Raw genomic sequence first — 19,171 nt, 5'->3', positions numbered from 1 at the left:
ACATTCTCCCTTGTATTTATTGTGAGTTTTAATATTATACAGTCTCATTTTTTATACAGATTACAGGCCCTCCACCTTTGGGCGATGGTTTTCTCCGTAGAGAGAAAAACCGTGCCTAGCAGATTTACAGTGCCTGGGATCTGTCACCACTCTTCTACTGCAAACGGCATTCTGCCATTGCCAGGTAAGGGGGAACCATGGCACTTCTTATTGGAATAGATGTCGGCGGTACCCACGCCGACGGCGTACTCCTGGAAGGTAAGGAAATCCTTGCCAAACACAAAATTCAGGTTGACCAGGAAAACCTTAGCGACTCCATCTTTACCCTGCTTCAACAACTGGTACCGGACAATCCCGACCAGGTCGAGCGTATTCAACTCAGCACCACACTGTGTACCAATGCCATAATCAACAATCAGCTCGATGATGTTGGCATGTTTATTCAGGCCGGTCCAGGCCTTAACCCTTCCTTTTTACAGTGCGGGGATTATGTCTGCCTGTTGGATGGTGCCATTGACCACAGAGGCAAAATAATCCGATCCCCAGACAACGACATGGTGCTTGAGGCAAGCAGTCAATTTAGAGATGTCGGTATTGAAAGCATAGGTGTTGTAACCAAATTCTCTCACCGTAATAACATCCATGAACAAACCCTGGCAGATCAATTGGAGCAACAGTTTGCCCATGTAAGCACCGGTCACAGGATTTCCGGTTTGCCCAATTTTCCCAGGCGGGTTTATTCCACCTGGCTCAATGCTGCCCTGAAGAGAAAATTTGTAGAGTTTAAAACCGCCATGGAGGCAGGACTGGAGCATCTCAACCTGCGTTGCCCCTGCCACATACTCAAAGCAGACGGAGGGACCATACCATTCAGTGGGGCAAGTGATTTTCCCTGCGAAAGCGTACATTCCGGCCCTTCTGCCAGTGTCATGGGCTGCCTGGCGCTTATGGAAAACCTGGAAGATGCCGTACTCCTGGATATTGGCGGCACCACCACGGATATTGCCTTGCTTGCAGACGGTATACCGCTGCTGGAGCCCTATGGCGTAACTATACAGGGCCGCCCTACCCTGATTCGAGCCCTGAACACCAGAAGTGTCGGTCTTGGAGGAGACAGTGCCACCTCCTATGCTGATGGGAAATACACCATTGGCCCTCTGAAAAAGGGCGCACCCATGGCTTTTGGCGGAGCAGTTCCAACACCGACCGACGCCATGGTGATGTTGGGGTCCATCGAAGAAGGCGATACTGCACAGGCAACCAAAGCCATGCAGGCACTGCGCCCGGAACAAAATCCTGAGCAAACGGCCACAGAACTGCTGCAATCCTTTGCAGATCAGATTCATACAGCGGTTGAGCAAATGATCGACGAAGTGTTCAGCCGCCCAGTATACACAGTTGCAGCCCTGCTGAGCAGGAAACGACTACAGCCCGCACAGCTGATAACAGTGGGCGGACCAGCCAAAGCCATGCAGGATATGCTGGCAGGCTGCTTTGGCCTGCCCTGTACAGTTCCCGAACATTTTGAAGTGGCCAATGCCATTGGCTCTGCCCGAACCCGCCCCACCCTGCAGGCAACCCTGTATGCAGATACTGCAGATCGCAAACTGGTTATACCGGAAATAGGTTTACAGGACAAAGTCCGCAAATATTTTTCCATGGAAGATGCCGAGGAAAGGCTGCGTCAGGTGATCATGACCCAGGCAGCGGAATACGGACTGGAGGAAATTGCAGACATTGATTTTGTTGAACGTCAGGAAATGAATACGGTTCGCGGTTTTCATACATCGGGAAAAATCATTTCGCTCAAGGCACAGATACGCCCTGGCCTTGCACAACTCTAGGAGGGATGCCATGCACTACATGCCCATAGCCAAACGCTCCACAGGCCTTGTACTTTTTCCGGCCTTTGACTGGTGCATCAGCCCGACACATCCGGAACGTGAAGAACGCCTGCTATACACCAAAGACCAGCTCATTGAAGAAGGATTGGAGGATGTGCACAACATCCACTTTTATAATCCGGAACTGGCTGAATACCATGATATTGACCGGGTGCATTTCTGCGTACCCTCATCGCGTAATCTGCTCACAGAGTCGCATCTTATCTCGGCCGGAGGAGCCATTCGCGCTGCCCGGTCTGTGATGAACAAAGAGGTGGAAAGAGCCTTTGCCGTTGTCCGCCCCCCAGGGCACCACGCCATGCAGACCGTATTCGGCGATCGGGGCTTCTGCATAGTAAACATTGAAGCCATTATGGTTGAATATATCAGAAAGCACTATGGCGTGCGTAAAATCGCCATAGTGGATACCGACTGCCACCATGGTGACGGCACCCAGGATATTTTCTGGAATGATCCTGACACGTTGTTCATTTCTGTTCATCAGGATGGACGAACCCTGTATCCTGGCAGTGGTTTTGTACACGAAGCAGGAGGGCCGTCTGCCCCAGGATACACCATTAACCTCCCACTGCCGCCATCAACTTCTGAAGAAGGCTTTGACATGGCCATGGAACGGGTGATCCTGCCGCTGCTGGAAGAATTTCAGCCAGAAATAATCATTAACTCAGCCGGTCAGGATAATCACTACACAGACCCGATCACCAATATGAATTTTACAGCCCAGGGCTATGCCCGTCTAAACAGAATGCTCAACCCGCATATATGCGTGCTGGAAGGCGGATATTCCATTGAAGGGGCTCTTCCCTACACCAATCTGGGCATAATCCTTGCTATGGCTGATATGGATACCTCCAATGTGCGGGAACCTGATTATGATCCTGCAAATTTTGTTCAGCCCCCGGAGATGAATGCCCATATTGAAGAGGTATGCCGGCAGGCCAGGCAGGTATTTGATGACCGGGAAAGAATGCGCAGGGAGCAAGCTGCCAAAGAAGTGGTGCGTGAACGGAAATCCATTTTTTACGATACCACCGGCTTTGGAGTTGAGGAAACCAAATCCTACCACCTTTGCCGGGAGTGTCCAGGATATATGGAACTGACAGGCTATGGACTTGGTACACATGTGCATGGGTATTCCATTCCGTTTAACAGCTGTCCCGCATGCCAGCAGAAGGCAAGAGATGCCTTTGCCAGGGCAGAGAAAAAGAGTGATACTGTTACAGCATTGCAGGACAGGGCTCGGGATATATATGAAACAAAATAACGTAAAATGATTTCAGGAGGCTGTGCGAGAGCAGGCATTTTGTTACGATCTGACGAAGATATTGATAGAAATAATGGTCACCGACAGCCTCCAACCCTCCACAGAGGAGCGCAGCCCTATCTTGGGCATGGAGGCTCTTTCCAAGGATTGACCAGAAGGTAACCAGGTCCCCCCTTCTCCCCTGGTTTTATAGCAGAATACACTTGTGAAAGATCAAGGATAAAGCACCCAGCCCATTTTCGGGGCCTGCCTGTCTCCTTTGCATAGCGACGTGTCCCTGCTCGTAGTTTTGTATGCTCCACGGCTAAAGATACCTCTTGCCACCAGCACCACGAAGTGGTACATACCTTGGCTCATATTTCATTTCCCGCTAACGTTCTACAGACTGGCACCACAGGCATCTGGCTATCCAGCAGCCTATATTTTTACTGGTTTTTTAAGAAAAACCGAGTAACCTTAATATATAGTTTTTACCTGTTTCGACTGAAAGCAGCTGTATTCTCCGTGATCTTAAGCACATGCAAATACGTCACATCCTGCTCCGAATGCAGCCTGGTTGTTCCAGATCATTCACCCGAAACAATGCTGTCCACTGCCCATCAAAAGCCATTGCTTACCTGGGCTTGCAAGAGGAAAAAGACGTAAAGATGTATCACCACACCCCCTCCGCTGGAGGGCAGCGTATATGAAGCTCAAGCTGGTAGGCCAATTTCTGGGCATTATACTGTTTATCGGCAGTATCACGGCTTGTTTTGAAATCGTCTTTTTTCGTATGCAGGAAAGCCAACAAGCTGAGAACACAGCCGTACAACTGGCAAAAATCCGTTCAGCTATTGAATACAAACTCACCAAAAACCTGTTGCTGATTCAACAAATGGGCAGCTACCTCGGCCTGCACCCTGACCTTGATCAACAAAGTTTTGAACAACTTGCCGAAGCAACACGTCGTCAAAGCTCTCTGCTCTCCTATCTGGAAATTGCCCCCAATTACACTGTCACCTGGACATGGCCTGTACTTGAAACAGGTCAGGAATCAGAGAAAAACCTGCTCTCCCTGGAAGCACAAAAGCCTGCATTGCTTGCCATGCAGGATCGTCCTGACATCTTTTTTTACGGGCCGGTTTCCCAGGCAAACGTCCAATGGGGATTTATCGGCAGAGCCCCGATTTTCACACAGCAAAAAGGTAACTACCGTTTCTGGGGTATAATCTCTGGTATAGTGAATATGAACAAGCTGCTCCAACAGACAGGGGTAGCGAACACTGATCTTCGTCTGTCGCTTCGCTTCAAAAAGCCTGTGAATCCGGCAGTTCCCCTGCTTTGGGGTGATGAGGCTCTGTTTACCCATTCCAGGGCCGTATTGATGGATGTACAATTTCCAAACGGCAGCTGGCAATTGGCTGCCCTGCCCCAGCAGACTATCTCTTTACATTCCGAATCTCACTGGGCAATCCGCCTGGTCGGCCTGATGGTCGCTGCTATTTTTTGTGCGTTGGCTGCCAGAGCACGACACAATTATGAACTTCTCCATAATACCAGCCACCTGCTAGATGAAGCACAATCCATTGCCCATCTTGGCAGCTGGAAAACGGATACTTCTGGAAAACAGACCTGGTGGTCCAATGAATTGTATTCCATTTTTGGTGTGGAGAAGGGAATGTTTGTACCTTCCATATCCAGTCTGCGACCACTGCTGCATCCCGACGACAGGGAAAAGGTTCTTCAGGAGCTGGATAAAGGCTGGGCAACCCGGGAGGAATTCACCACCGAACATCGCATAATCCGCAAAAATGATGGTGAAATCCGCTTTGTCCAGGGGAGAGGTAAAGTACAACTGGATACTTCAGGTGCCCCGAAGTACATGACCGGCACGTTGCTGGATATAACTGATCGTAAAGCAGCCCAGCTGGCCCTTGAAGAGCGAGAAAACATGATTTCTGCAATGGCTGAAGCTTCCCTGGATGCCCTGGTGGCAATCAATGCAAAGGACCATATCATTTTCTGGAGCAGTGCAGCAGAAAAAATGTTTGGCTGGAGCAAACAGGAGGTGGTTGGTAAAACACTTCATGATCTGCTGGTACCACCCGATAAGCGCGAACTGGCCAAACGTGGACTACAGACCTATCATGCCAGTGGATATGCCCCTGTCCTTGGCTCTGTTCACGAATTTTCAGCCTGTACAAAAAACGGCCGCAGAATTCCCATTGAACTGGCGGTGGCACCCTTTATCCTCAACAACGAACGTCATGCCGTTGGCAGCATGCGGGATATAACCGAGCGAAAAACTGCTGTGGAAAAACTGCAACAACTCATCATCACCGATGAGCTGACAGGTATATACAGTAGACGGCATTTCATGAATATGGCTGAAAAAGAAGTACAGCGAAGTCTACGCCATCAAACACCATTCACCCTGATTATGTTTGACGCGGACTCCTTTAAAAACATCAATGATACCCATGGCCACGCAGCAGGGGATCTTGCCCTGAAATGCATAGCTGACACAGCGAAAAGCATGTTGCGAGACATTGATCTGCTGGGACGCCTGGGTGGAGAGGAATTTGCCGTTGGACTGCTGCACACAGATTTGAACGGAGGCATGGATGTGGCCGAGCGTCTGCGTCTTTTTACGGAACTGGCAACAGTGAAACTGGCCTCTGGTTATGAAATTCACTGTACAATCAGCATGGGTCTTGCCACCCTGACACCTGAGTGTAAAACACTAGAGAAACTCATGCACCATGCAGATACTGCCATGTATGAAGCCAAACGACGGGGCCGTAACCGGGTGGTGCCTTTCCATGAAAGCTTCTCTGAACCAAATCCTAATTGATAACAACTAGTTTCTGTATTACAATAGTTCATATCTTGGTGTTATTCCCCACCCACCTATCTCCAAGGAGCAGATATGACCCCTCAGGCCCCCCCTTCTTCCTCTTCCAACAGCAACGATTACTACACCTCGATATTTGAAAAAGCGGGTGTTGAGCAGTTTAAGCTCTGCATACAGCACCATCTGGTAAGCTTTCAGGGCAGGGATCCTCTACGCGCCTCTGACCAGGATGTCTACAGAGCTCTCTCCTATGCCCTTCGTGATGTTCTGATGGAGCGATGGATCAGCACGCAAAAAACCTTTTATGCTGAGAAGAAAAAACGAGTGTATTACCTCTCCCTGGAATTCCTCATTGGCCGTTCCCTGGGTAATGCCATTATCAACATGGGGCTCATGGACGAAGTCACCCAGGCTCTGGAGCAGCTTGGCTACGACCTGGAAGAACTCCGGATGTGTGAAGAGGATGCAGCACTGGGTAATGGTGGCCTGGGAAGGCTTGCGGCCTGCTTTATGGATTCCATTGCCACCATGAAAATCCCGGCCTATGGCTATGGTATTCTTTACGATTTCGGCCTGTTTAACCAGAAAATCGTAGACGGGTATCAGGTTGAAACCCCGGACAGCTGGCTGCGCATGGGTTCACCCTGGATGTATGAAAGAACATCCTTTGTCTACCCCGTCAATTTTTACGGCAGGGTAAGCAGCGCCACTGACAGTGACGGCAATTACCGCGCCAAGTGGGTGGATACTGAAGTGGTAATGGCCATGGCCTGCGATATGCTCGTACCAGGATTCAATAACGGGCATGTCATCAATATGCGCCTCTGGAAGGCCAAGGCATCGCGGGAGTTAGACCTGAAATCCTTTAATATCGGTGATTACGTCAATGCAGTTGAGCTCAAGGTTCGCTCAGAGACAATCTCCAAAGTACTTTATCCCTCAGATGATATACGGGAAGGCCAGGAACTTCGCCTGAAACAGCAGTATTTTTTCGTTGCTGCCACATTTCAGGATATTCTTCGCCGTTATCGCAAGGAAAACAAAAACTTCAAGGATTTTCCAACCCAGGTTGCCGTACAACTCAACGACACCCATCCTGCCATTGCCATCCCGGAGCTGATGCGCCTGCTGCTGGATGAGGAACAGCTGGGCTGGGTGGAGTCGTGGGATATCTGTGTAAAAACTTTTGCCTACACCAACCACACCCTAATGCCGGAGGCACTTGAAACCTGGACAGTTGAAATGCTGTCACGGGTGCTCCCCCGTCATATGGAAATCATTTTTGAAATCAACCGGCGCTTCCTTGAAGAAGTGAGTACATGCTACCCTGGCAATATGAGAAAACTGCAGGAAATGTCAATCATAGACGAGAATCATCCCAAACGGGTTCGCATGTCCAACCTTGCCATTATCGGCAGCCATTCGATTAATGGCGTAGCAGCCCTGCACACCCAGTTACTCAAGGATAATCTGTTTCATAATTTTCATGAGATGTATCCAACCCGGATAAACTCCAAAACCAACGGCATTACGCCCAGGCGCTGGCTGCTTAAATGCAACCAGGATCTTTCCATGGTGATCGGACGTGCCATGGGTATGGGATGGGTTACGGATCTGGACAAACTACGGAAACTGGAAAACTTTGTAGACGATGCAGAATTCAGAGAACAATGGCAAACAGCCAAATTGAACAATAAAATACGGCTCGCCCAAACCATTCAGCAACAGTGCTGTACGCTGGTTGACCCCAACTCCATGTTTGATATCCAGGTAAAACGGATTCATGAGTATAAACGCCAGTTACTCAACGTATTGCACGTGATCAACCTGTACCAACGGATTATAACAGAGCCTGACCTGGCAGTCACACCAAGGACCGTCATTTTTGCAGGGAAGGCGGCGCCATCCTATCATCGGGCCAAACTGATCATCAAATTGATCAACGAAGTGGCACGGGTAATTAACAAAGACCCGCGTGTTGCGAACAAGCTCAAGATAGCGTTTATTCCTAATTACAGTGTTTCTCTTGCTGAAGTTATCATTCCGGCGGCCGATCTTTCTGAACAGATATCCACTGCAGGCACCGAAGCGTCTGGTACAGGAAACATGAAATTTGCCCTTAACGGGGCTCTTACCATCGGTACCCTTGACGGAGCCAATATCGAAATACAGGAAGAGGTGGGTGAAGATAATATCTTTATCTTTGGCATGACAGCCCAGGAAGTGGAATCGGAAAAACGTATCAAATCCAGAATTCCCTACCAGATCTATGAAACCAATCCCACTGTACGTAAAATAATCGATGCCATCGCCAGCGGTGTGTTCAGTGATGGAGACCGGGAGTTATTCAAACCACTGGTCAATGACCTGCTGAATGAACATGACCCATACCTGTTACTATTGGATTTGGAGGCATACCTGGAATGTCAGGAACTTGTTGGAAAATGTTACCAGGATACGGAAGCCTGGACAAAAAAATCCATTTATAATGTCGCCCGCATGGGAAAATTCTCCAGCGACAGAACCATCAAGGAGTATGCCGAAGAAATATGGGGTGTCAAGGTGGGATAAGCGGGCTGCATACGCGCTGCACAGGGGCAGGATACAACAAAGAAACAGCAGGGGTAGATTGCACACTCTGTGTGGTGCGTGTGACGCACCCTACCCTTGCTCACAGGAAAGGATAAAAGAAGATTTGTCCTTGAAGCTTAGGGTCACGGAGAAAATAAATTATCCAACCTTGCTTGTCTCTCAACTCGGTAGCGTCGTCGCGTCAATGGCTCAATGCGGGCAGTATGGAACCATTGACGCGACGACGTTACCAAACCGATACCCTACGCAATTTTTGGATTTGTAGTATTTTCCGCGACCCTTACGTCTCTATCTTCAACTATTGCTGAATCCGGAAATCCCCAGAGTGCGACTTTCACTGCACAAAGCTGGAATCCTAAACTTTTCCACGCCCCTTATAATGGCCAATCAGCCACAGCGTTTCCTGGTACATTCGATGAAATGGTTGCGATAATATTGCATTTCCTCTATGGACTCCCGGATGTCCTCCAAGGCGCAATGACTGTGTTTTTTGATGAACCCATAACGTACATCAGGCGCCCAGCGAGCGGCCAGTTCCTTGATGGTGGAGACATCTATATTACGGTAATGAAAATACGCTTCGAGCCGGGGCATGAACTTGGCCAGAAAACGACGATCCTGGCAGATGGAATTGCCGCACATGGGTGACGCACGCTCAGGAACCCACTTCTGAATGAACTTCAGGGTTGCCATTTCAGCCTGATGATAATCATAACTGCTATCCTTGACGCGCTTGAGTAGACCAGACAAATGGTGATGGGTCTGGTTCCAGTGATCCATGGCATCCAGAATCTCATCAGGTTGCATGATGGCAAGCACAGGACCTGTGGCAAGAACTTCCAAATCAGAAGAAGTCACCACTGTGGCCACTTCCAGGATGTGGTCAGAGTCCGGGTCCAGGCCTGTCATCTCAAGGTCCAGCCAGACAAGATTTGATTCCTGCTGTTTACTCATGGCACCGGTAACCTTTTCAGTTTTCGTTCTTCCCCTTTTTACCATGGTAGACGGAAAGATAAAAAAAAGTCAAATCGTACCTCCTCCCATGGAGGGGTAACATCTTATTTTTCTTCACGTTAGGCCTCTAATCAGTTGCTTCAAATCATTGAGACAGGTTGCCCTGTAGCTGCGACTACGCTTGACCACAATCTCCCCTTGGGATCCACTTTTTTTCTGTCAGCAACTGCCATGGGGATCGGTACATGGGTAAAATAATTATTCCAGTGGCCGATCAGAACATTGGTAAAACCTGCCATGCCGGCATGAACGGCGTTATGACCAAGCTGCAGACAAAACGCAGAATCATATGCTGAAGCAGGCATAGAGCGAATCATATAACTGGGATCAATATATTTCAGGGTTATATCGACTCCACAGCACTTGAAATGCTCCTTAATTCTATCGCGTAGCAACAGGCCGATATCGCCAAGTTTGCGGTTACCGCTCAGGTCACATCCCAGATCATCACAAAACAGAGTCTGCCCGGCACCTTCCCCAACCACGATTACGGCATGTCCCCGCATGCGTAATCTTCTTTCCAGTGCGCTGAGTAACCCTTCCAGGCTGAACTCCACCTCGGGTATCAGGCAAAAGTTGACTTCATTATTAGCCAGGGCTGCCGATGCCGCAATAAAGCCGGACTCCCTGCCCATCAATTTCACAAGACCAATACCATTACGGGCGCCTACAGCTTCCACATGGGCAGTATAGGTAGAATGGCGCGACTCAGCCACAGCTGTTTCATAACCAAAAGAGAAGTCTACATTACTGATATCGTTGTCTATGGTTTTGGGGATACCGATAAGGGCTATTTTCAAGCCACGACGCTCGATTTCCTCCACAATGGCAGCAGCTCCGCGCAGGGTTCCGTCACCACCGATAGCGAACAGGATGCCAATATCCAGATGAACCAGCGTATCGACAATGGTTTTCACATCCTGTGGTCCCCTGGATGACCCGAGCACACTGCCGCCTTGCTGATGTATGCCGTCAACCACCTCTGGAGAGAGTTCAATGGGCCGATGATAGTATGCAGGGTTCAGACCTTCATATCCATAACGAAAACCCAGCACTCTTTTGACCTTATAATGATGGTGCAGACTCAGCACCAGGGACCGAATAACGTCATTCAATCCCGGACAAAGCCCTCCGCAGGTTACAATACCGCATGAGAGCGTGGCTGGATCAAAATATATGTTTTCTCTCGGTCCGGCCATACTGAAACCCGGCGGTTCTCTGTGATCTTCAATATATGGCAGCAGATCTGCATAATGGGAATGGTAGAGCACCTTTTCGCTATCATCTGTAAAACACACACCTTGCATAGGTGAAGGATAACGGCACTCACCAAGTCTCTGAACGTCAAACTGATTGGAATCCATATGAAAGACTCTTATAATATTCGTTGGTTGTTCTGTACTCCCGACAAAATACATCCCAGGAGAACTTTTACCTGGACACGGCCCCTCAGAAAACGAGTCTTACCTTCTGCCTTTTCATAAATTCCTCGTTTCCATACAGATACATATAGTATAAAGCTACTATCAGGAACAACGCAACCTTTGTTACGCTGTTTTCTTCTCTCGCAGTTTTTTGAACAGTTATACATACGGGGAAATTGTCAAGCTTAAGAACTCCCCCCAATATTCGTAAGCTTACTAAGAGCTCACCCTTTTCCAGGAACTGATAAACCAATGACAAATGCACCCGCTTCCTTTGATATCATTATCGTGGGTGGAGGCCCTGCCGGTCTTTTTGCAGCCTACTACCTCAGTGAACACTCTTCTCTCAAGATTCTCTTGCTCGAACAGGGACGAATGGTACAGCAGCGCAACTGTCCTATTGGAGCCAAGGGGTGCATAAAGTGTCGTCCCTGTAACATTCTGTGCGGTATCGGCGGAGCCGGATTATTTTCCGATGGAAAACTCAACTTTATTCATAAGCTCGGCAAAACAGATCTCACCCAGTTTCTTCCTGCAAGTGAAGCCAGTGCCCTGATTGACGAGACCGAAGCTATTTTCAATCGTTTTCATATGGATGGTCCCATCTATCCAACGGATATGCAAACCGCACAATCCATCCGAAAAGAAGCCAGAAAGTGCGGTATTGACCTGCTGCTCATCAAACAAAAACACCTGGGAAGCGATAACCTGCCGCGCCATATACAGGGAATGACCGAGCATATCCTCGCCAATGGAGTGATCATACACGACCTGGAAACTGTCCGGGATGTGATAGTTGAACATAATACCGTAGCAGGTGTGGTAACCGATAAAGGTGAATACCGGGCGAAAAGTGTTATACTCGCTCCCGGACGGGTTGGGGCGGAATGGATTGGTGGCCTGGCAAAAAAATACGGGCTCCAGGTTTCCCAACGCGGGATTGAAGTAGGGGTGCGGGTGGAAGTTCACAATGAGATCATGCAGGATATCTGCTCGGTGATCTATGACCCCACATTCTTCATTCGCACCAGCAAGTACGATGATCAGACACGAACCTTCTGTACAAATTTCGGCGGGTATGTGGCCCTGGAAAATTATCAGGATTTTGTTTGCGTCAACGGTCATGCCCTCATGGACACAAAATCGGAAAATTCAAATTTTGCCTTTTTATCCAAAGTAGTTCTCACAGACCCGGTAGAGGATAATCAGGCGTATGGAGAATCCATAGGGAAACTTGCGACCTTAATTGGCGGTGGTAAACCTATCCTGCAACGGTTTGGCGACCTGAAACGAGGGAGACGATCCACCTGGAATCGCATCAGGAACAGTTATATTGAGCCAACCCTGACCAATGTGGTCTGTGGTGATATTGCCATGGCCCTGCCGGAACGTATATTAACCAACCTGATCGATGGTTTGAAACAACTCAACAATGTTGTTCCCGGTGTAGCCAATGATGAAACACTGCTCTATGCTCCGGAGATCAAATTTTTTGCTACGCAGATCGAAACCAGCAACTGTCTGGAAACAGCCATAACCAATCTGTTTGTTGCCGGAGACGGCCCCGGGGTTGCAGGAAACATTGTCTCAGCCACGGCAACGGCTCTTATCCCTGCCAAAGAAATACTCCGCCGAGCCACAGATGTGTAACTGACCATGGGGTTAACAACGCTGATATTTCAACTACTTCTGAGCAGTAACTCATCGCAGGTGCTTCAAATTTGTGCAAGCGCGATTTTTCGCAGGTAAGCGGAGACTCCCCGTTAAGCTATCTATGCGGGAAACCGCAATCGTGCAAAGAGGTAAGCGACCAGCGGGAGACTCCGAGGAGTCTGTGATCAGTTACGCAGATGTTCCGTCAGAATGAGAAATTATCCCGCATTTCCCATGACTTTTTCTCACAGATGAGTTAACTGTTTCCTTCACTTATGTATTACTGAATACGTAACTGCTCACAGGTAACAAAGAACATGGAAGTACCTGCACCCAAACATATACGGATTCAGGGTATACTGCATGCTCTCTGTCTGCGGTAGCACCCTTTTGAAATAAACCCTAACCCACAAACCAGTAATCATGACCATTGAAGCAGGAAAAACCGTCGCTCTGCACTACACCCTACGCCTCGAAAATGGCAAAGTTTATGAAACTACTGATGGCGAAGAACCACTGATATACCAACATGGCACCGGTGAAATTGTCGCAGGATTGGAACAGCGCCTGGAAGGTCTGGAAAAAGGAGCTCAGGATTCTTTTGTCATTCCTGCCCTGGAAGGCTATGGCGAAGTGAAAATCGAATCCCTTATTGAAGTCCCAAAAGAGCATATTCCGGAGGAAGCACGGGAAGTTGGCAGTGAGATCACCGCTGTCAGCCGCAATGGTCACAAGGTTAAAGGTGTGGTTTATGAGATAAAAAAAGATTATATTGTGGTGGACTTTAATCATCCCCTGGCCGGTATGGATCTGTACTTTGACATCACTGTTGTTGATGTTATGGATCCCCCCAATGAAGAGGCCAGATAGGGCCTATCCATAAATGGCCTTTTCGCCCGATAGCTGTGTTATCTTTGAAATTTTATCCTCGGAGGAAAGCATAGCCTCCGATATCAGCTCTATGCCTGTGATAACATTTTGAAGAAGCCTCGGAGGCTTCGCTTACCTGCTCTCGGACGAAAGCCCTCATTTCTGGACAGACACGAAGTAAACTGTTACAAAAAATTCAGTGTAGTCTGCTGCAATTCCCCTTACTTTCTCTGGTGCAGGTAACGATATCGCTCTCCTTTGCCCCGTGTATCCTAAGAAGGCAAGAGAATGATACATGCCTGATATATTCCAGAACGATCTGGCAGGAAAATCGCATACACTATTTTTGAGTTCTACTTTATCCGTAAACTATTTACCTCCCTGCGGAGCACACAGTACTGTAGTACCACGGGGCGTAAGCTGTACATCATGAATACGAGAAAATCTTTTATCTTTTACCGCGATTTTTCCATTTTTTCCACAACCTATCCTATTAACACGACGCATACAGGTATCGCCCTTGGGGGAATGCTATTGTATGCAAGCCTGTTGTACGCAGTCCTGCAACTCGCCGTCTCCCTCTGCTTTTCAGTTCAGGTATGGCCCGGGACATGGCTTAAAGATGCCTGCGCACACATCATTTTTGGCTTTGTGCTCTACAGCATTTCCCGCAGCTGGAAAATGTGGGCGATCTCATTTACACTGCTCACCACAGTTCTTCAGATCAGCAATGCCCTGAAATTAAATGTTCTGGGGAGCCCGGTCATGCCGGATGATTTTCTGGCCTTTACCAATATGCTGCATCTGTTTTCAGACTGGAGGCTGTATGCCATCATAATTGCAGTTGGCCTCCCTATTCTGACACTGCTGGCTTCCATAGCCTGGAAGCAAAAAAGCACCTGGATGGTATTAGGCTCCCTGACTGTATTCAGCATAATCATTTTTGCCAATGCTCCTGAAGTCACGGCTTACATGGACAAGCGATATGGGGACTGGATATGGAATCAACCGGGAAATTACAAAGACCGTGGCCTTGTGCGGCATTTGATTCATGAAGGCGTACGCAACATGGCCAGGGGTAAAACCAGTGCGGATCGGGAAGAGGTGCTGGGTGCGCTGAATGCGCTCCGCACAGATGACAGTGCTCTGAGCAATCATGGGAAGCCCAACCGGAAACCCAACATATATGTCATACTGCTGGAAAGCTTCTGGGATCCAATGCTCCTGAAAAACTCCGGCATACAGCCAGATCCGATTGATCCACGTTTTCGAAAGCTATGGGAGGCAGCCGGACACAGTACGGCACAGGCCCCGGTCTTCGGCGGTTATACTGCAAACAGCGAATTTGAAGCATTATGCGGCTTTCCTGTAACCAGTAATGCAGTGTTCTTTGAAGGCTGGTTTCGAAATGATGCGCCTTGCCTGCCTAGGTACCTCAAAGATGCTGGCTACAAATCCATAGCCGCCCATCCTAATTATGCTGCTTTCTGGAACAGGGTCAATACATATCAGCGAATCGGCTTTGACCAATACTGGTCAAAAAACGACTTTGTTTTAGATGACATGAACAGGGAATTTCTCAGTGACTCCTCGCTGTACAGGCAGGTTTGGGAAAAGCTGCAAAAGCAACCTGAAAACGTACCTAAACTGACATATATCGTCACTTTTTTCGGTCACCTGGACTATCCCCTTTCAGCCTCCCGACCCGAGGTCATTGATATCGGCGTGGATAACCCTATGCTCAAGGGATATGTGAACCAGGTCTATTATAAAAGCCGAGAGCTTATGGATTTTGTGGAGAAAATTCGCAGGGAAGATCCAGATGCCCTTATTGCTCTTTTCGGAGATCACCTTCCCTTTCTGGGTGCCAACCATAAAGGATTTGTTGAGGAGAAGCTGTTCACAAAGAGCAAGGCGGACTTTGATGCAGCCATGTTTCAGCGATACGTGTCAACGCCATTAATCATCATTGATGGCAGCAAGGGACCAGTACAGGCAGGTGCACTCCCCATGTATCAGTTGCCGGCCCGGCTTCTGGATCGCCTTGGCGATGAGCACCACGGATTTTTGGATTTGGCAGAAAACAAGTCCCTGAGTCATATCCGACCGCTTGCAGGCATGAGTCTGTATCTCCCGGAAAAGGGATCACCCATTCTCTGCAAGCAACATGAAGATAATGCAAATGCACGTTGCCAAGAAATTCTGCAGGCAACCTCTTATCTGACCACCCTGCGGGACGATCTGTTCACCGCTGAACAATATGGCCTTCCCCCCACGATGTAAGCCTCACAAGCAGTCATGAGAAATACGGGCTCAGGCGGTCCATCAGACTCTTGCAGGAGAACATTCTTCGGGGAACACGATGTTCCCCGAAGGGAATTGCTTACAGTGCCCCCTGACCTTTCCGCGATCAGGCTGCCTGATTGCAAACACCTCAGGCGTCCTGCACGCATTACACCCGAAGAATATTATATTTAGAATACTGTCCGGAAATGGACTTTACGAGATTTCACCCCTCGCGTCCCTGCTCGTAAACAAAATCTACAGTTCCGGACAGTCTCTACAGTTACCTTTTCAGAAGACAAAACCGGAACCGGTCTGTCGCGGTACTTTTCCAGGTTCTGTAGCCCGGTCAATGGGCTTCATGGCTCCAATAAGCCAGGCTGGAAGCCATGGCATGGCACTGATCAGAGAAACCAGGATAGCTGCGAGAAACGGCATTGTCTGTACAAAGAGTACCAAACGCCACATACGTAAATCAAACAGTGACAGGTCCTGGGTCATCCCCAACGCATAGCCTCCCAGCAAAAAGGCTATGGCAAACAGCAGTTCTTCCCTGCATGCAGCCATGGCCTGGAGCAACTTATTTTTCGAAGACATTTTTGGTGTTCTGAAAAAGCCGATCCCCTTGGTGATAAAACCTGCCAGCATGGCACGACCAATGGTATGCGAAAGTGCCAGGCCAGCAAGACCTGCAGCAAGACACTGACGGTAACCAGCCTTGATGCGCCAGCGATAAAGAGCAAACATTTTCAGTATCTTAAAAGCAAAGAAGGTCAAAGGCATAAGTGAAAACAATGCTTCCGGGGGACTGAAATATGCCGGTTTCACAATCATAAGAGTTGTCCAGGTCAATGCACCCAGGTTAAAGAGCATATTCACACCATCTGCAAGCCACGGTAACCATCCTGCTAAAAAATGATACCGCTGTCCCCTGGTCAGACTGGTCTTTTTCAATCCAAGCAGAGCTGCCAGATGGTGTCGAATGATCAACATGGCACCGTAGGCCCATCTGAAACGTTGCTTTTTAAAGTCCAGGAAAGTATCTGGCATAAGCCCCTGGCCATAACTCTTGGGCACATATATCGCTTCATAGCCATCAGCAAAGATACGGAGTCCGAGCTCTGCATCTTCTGTGATACACCACTCTGCCCATCCCTGGATGTCCTTCATTACTTGAAGACGAACCATGGTCATGGTTCCGTGTTGAATAATGGCATTACGCTCATTCCGGGTCACCATGCCAATATGAAAAAAACCATTATACTCTGCATGGATCATGGCCTTGAATGCAGACTCCTGGCCATCATGATAATCCTGGGGAGCCTGGACTATGGCTACTTTGGGATTTTCATATAAAGGAGCCAGGTCTTTAAGCCAATCCGGGCTGACCAGATAGTCTGAATCAATTACAGCAATCACCTCGGCATCCTCTGCGGTATGCTTCAAGGCAAAATTAAGCGCACCGGCTTTAAATCCCTCCAGAGGAGCTACATGAAAAAATTTGAAGCGTTCTCCCAGTTGTTTACAGTGCTCCTCAACGGGTTTCCAGACATTGGGATCCTTGGTGTTATTGTCAATGACAAGTACCTCATAATCCGGATAGCAGAGCGCAGCAAGACAATCAAGGGTCTGTATGAGCATGTCTGGCGGCTCGTTATAGGCAGGGACATGGATGGAAACTTTCGGCTGGTATTCTGATTTTTCAGTATCTTTGGGCATTCTTCGCAACGACCCCAGCCAGAGTGCTTCCGCCCATTCATGGGCTTCAGCAAGCAGAACCACCCCTATGCCGAGAGCTGAAAGGATCATGAGCACACCAACTATTAGCGTTCCCGTGGTAAGATACCGCTGGGTATAGTCATAAACAATCCAGACAGTGGCAGTAACAACGGCATAGGTCAACACGGTCAGGAAACCACGCCCCTTATAGGTGAGTCCCTTGGAATCACGAAAGAGAAATGCTGCCACCACCAGGGCCAGTGAAGTACACAGGCCTGCCAGGGTCGGCCATTCAGGAATGCGGATAACCGGTTCAATATGGGGAAACTTCGCCACACGGTCTGCATCATATACGCCCCATGCTGTACCGACTTCTCCTTCGAGCTCTCTTTTCCAGACCTGGTCAAAGGCCTCCATAATGTAATATGTGTAATTTTCCTGTTGCGCCACATCAAGAAATTTACGTAAAAACGTAGCCTGGTTGGCCAATGATGCGCTTGCCTGCCCTCTGGTCGAACCACGGCTTGGCCAGCCAATCTCAGTAATTACAATGGGTTTGTTCGGATACGCCTCCTGCAGCATTTGCATCCGGGATTTAGTGAAGTTGATGGCCTCATTCACCTCTATACCTTCCCAGTACGGGAGGATATGCACAGCAAGATAATCCACATGCTCCACCAACTCAGGATGGTCAAGCCAGACATGCCAGGGCTCCGCAGTGCTGATAGGCGCATTGATGACCTTCTGCATACGGTCAAGGTACCCGATCAAGGTATGTACAGAGACATCATTGCGCAGTAATGACTCGTTGCCGATGACAACCCTTACAATGTTACGAATGGATTCACCATACACGGAAAAGAGCTTTTTCAATTCTGCTTCATTGCGCTCCATATCCGTTCCGATCCAGACGCCAACAGCCACATTCAGGTTGTGCTCACTTGCCAATTTTGGAATATCACCAAGGGTGCCGAGCACAGAATAGGTACGAACTGAATACACGCTCCCCTCAAGCAAAGCCAAGTCCTGCTCAATCTCTTCAATGGTGGGATACTGCTCCAGGCTGGGATCATTATGCATGCGCATAGGGTTAAAAGAAAAACCATCAATATGGCTGGGCCAGGTGGGCAACTGATCCGGTCGATTAAAAATAGCCCAGGTCATAAAGCTGAGGCCCCCGATTAGAAGCACTAATAACAAAGAAAGTTTATTCATAAAGTACACATCCACCTATTTTCACGTACCAAACGTAGCCCGCATTCTTCAAATAAAAAAAACGAACAAAAACAGCCATTTTTATACACATTTACACAAATCATACCCTCTGCAGAAGACTCGTTCCAGCAGTACACGTGTCTCTTTTTAGGTACAACCACAAACCACACACTATGGTTCCCTAATTTAGAAAACCTGAATGCGTTGTCTCCCAACATCTTTTCGCCCACCTTAAAATGTCGCAAAAAAAAGACATCATCCGCAAACTACTCAATTCCTTCAAAGATGAGTTATCTTGCCAGCATCAATCAACCTGCCGTTTCTCCTGTACAGTTCATAACCTGTTGCAGGATATATACATGCTAACCGTAACCCAATCCAATCATAGCAATTTTCTAAC

General features: G+C 48.4%; 10 protein-coding genes. 7 read left to right on the top strand and 3 right to left on the bottom strand.

All coding sequences use genetic code 11. The annotated features are described in order from the left end of the window. Positions 1-197: 197 nt before the first annotated feature. The 4 genes from G493_RS0108410 to G493_RS0108385 all read left to right on the top strand — a co-directional run bounded on the left by G493_RS0108410 (position 198) and on the right by G493_RS0108385 (position 8,572). Positions 198-1,844, top strand: a complete 1,647-nt coding sequence (locus G493_RS0108410) for a hydantoinase/oxoprolinase family protein (protein ID WP_028580017.1) — start codon at positions 198-200, stop codon at positions 1,842-1,844. A 10-nt stretch (positions 1,845-1,854) separates the two neighbouring features. Then, positions 1,855-3,168: a histone deacetylase family protein gene (locus tag G493_RS0108405; protein ID WP_332308209.1), complete on the top strand. Its 1,314-nt coding sequence runs from the start codon at positions 1,855-1,857 to the stop codon at positions 3,166-3,168. A gap of 685 nt (positions 3,169-3,853) precedes the next feature. Next, the gene (locus G493_RS0108390; RefSeq protein WP_028580015.1) at positions 3,854-6,001 is read left to right on the top strand and encodes a diguanylate cyclase; all 2,148 of its coding nucleotides are present in this window, start codon (positions 3,854-3,856) and stop codon (positions 5,999-6,001) included. A 75-nt stretch (positions 6,002-6,076) separates the two neighbouring features. Then, on the top strand, positions 6,077-8,572 hold the full coding sequence (locus tag G493_RS0108385) for a glycogen/starch/alpha-glucan phosphorylase (RefSeq protein ID WP_028580014.1): 2,496 nt from the start codon (positions 6,077-6,079) through the stop codon (positions 8,570-8,572). A 408-nt stretch (positions 8,573-8,980) separates the two neighbouring features. Here G493_RS0108385 and orn read toward each other — a convergent pair whose 3' ends face one another. After that, positions 8,981-9,547, bottom strand: a complete 567-nt coding sequence (gene orn, locus G493_RS0108380) for an oligoribonuclease (protein ID WP_028580013.1) — start codon at positions 9,545-9,547, stop codon at positions 8,981-8,983. Between the two features lie 140 nt (positions 9,548-9,687). Further along, positions 9,688-10,971, bottom strand: a complete 1,284-nt coding sequence (locus G493_RS0108375) for an ATP-dependent 6-phosphofructokinase (RefSeq protein ID WP_028580012.1) — start codon at positions 10,969-10,971, stop codon at positions 9,688-9,690. 312 nt (positions 10,972-11,283) lie between these two features. Between G493_RS0108375 and G493_RS0108365 the strand changes: the two genes are divergently transcribed. The 3 genes from G493_RS0108365 to G493_RS28445 all read left to right on the top strand — a co-directional run bounded on the left by G493_RS0108365 (position 11,284) and on the right by G493_RS28445 (position 15,837). Beyond that, on the top strand, positions 11,284-12,681 hold the full coding sequence (locus G493_RS0108365; protein WP_028580010.1) for an NAD(P)/FAD-dependent oxidoreductase: 1,398 nt from the start codon (positions 11,284-11,286) through the stop codon (positions 12,679-12,681). Positions 12,682-13,107: 426 nt separating this feature from the next. After that, a complete protein-coding gene (locus tag G493_RS0108360) occupies positions 13,108-13,554 on the top strand; it encodes an FKBP-type peptidyl-prolyl cis-trans isomerase (RefSeq protein ID WP_028580009.1) in 447 nt (148 codons plus the stop codon). A 429-nt stretch (positions 13,555-13,983) separates the two neighbouring features. Continuing rightward, complete coding sequence (locus tag G493_RS28445; RefSeq protein WP_084813485.1) at positions 13,984-15,837, top strand: LTA synthase family protein; 1,854 nt, start codon at positions 13,984-13,986, stop codon at positions 15,835-15,837. 291 nt (positions 15,838-16,128) lie between these two features. Here G493_RS28445 and G493_RS28440 read toward each other — a convergent pair whose 3' ends face one another. Beyond that, on the bottom strand, positions 16,129-18,771 hold the full coding sequence (locus G493_RS28440; protein ID WP_035274010.1) for a glycosyltransferase family 2 protein: 2,643 nt from the start codon (positions 18,769-18,771) through the stop codon (positions 16,129-16,131). Positions 18,772-19,171: the final 400 nt, after the last annotated feature.

The organism is Desulfogranum japonicum DSM 18378, assembly GCF_000429945.1.
GTDB classification, from domain to species: Bacteria; Desulfobacterota; Desulfobulbia; order Desulfobulbales; family Desulfobulbaceae; genus Desulfogranum; species Desulfogranum japonicum.
The sequence above is the reverse complement of the archived record's forward strand: the minus strand, read 5'-3'. Positions and strand labels throughout refer to the sequence as shown.

Excerpts from the sequence above, each read along its gene's own strand:
- G493_RS0108410 (WP_028580017.1), top strand. The coding sequence starts at position 198 with ATGGCACTTCTTATTGGAATAGATGTCGGCGGTACCCACGCCGACGGC.
- G493_RS0108405 (WP_332308209.1), top strand. The coding sequence starts at position 1,855 with ATGCACTACATGCCCATAGCCAAACGCTCCACAGGCCTTGTACTTTTT.
- G493_RS0108390 (WP_028580015.1), top strand. The coding sequence starts at position 3,854 with ATGAAGCTCAAGCTGGTAGGCCAATTTCTGGGCATTATACTGTTTATC.
- G493_RS0108385 (WP_028580014.1), top strand. The coding sequence starts at position 6,077 with ATGACCCCTCAGGCCCCCCCTTCTTCCTCTTCCAACAGCAACGATTAC.
- orn (WP_028580013.1), bottom strand. The coding sequence starts at position 9,547 with ATGAGTAAACAGCAGGAATCAAATCTTGTCTGGCTGGACCTTGAGATG.
- G493_RS0108375 (WP_028580012.1), bottom strand. The coding sequence starts at position 10,971 with ATGGATTCCAATCAGTTTGACGTTCAGAGACTTGGTGAGTGCCGTTAT.
- G493_RS0108365 (WP_028580010.1), top strand. The coding sequence starts at position 11,284 with ATGACAAATGCACCCGCTTCCTTTGATATCATTATCGTGGGTGGAGGC.
- G493_RS0108360 (WP_028580009.1), top strand. The coding sequence starts at position 13,108 with ATGACCATTGAAGCAGGAAAAACCGTCGCTCTGCACTACACCCTACGC.
- G493_RS28445 (WP_084813485.1), top strand. The coding sequence starts at position 13,984 with ATGAATACGAGAAAATCTTTTATCTTTTACCGCGATTTTTCCATTTTT.
- G493_RS28440 (WP_035274010.1), bottom strand. The coding sequence starts at position 18,771 with ATGAATAAACTTTCTTTGTTATTAGTGCTTCTAATCGGGGGCCTCAGC.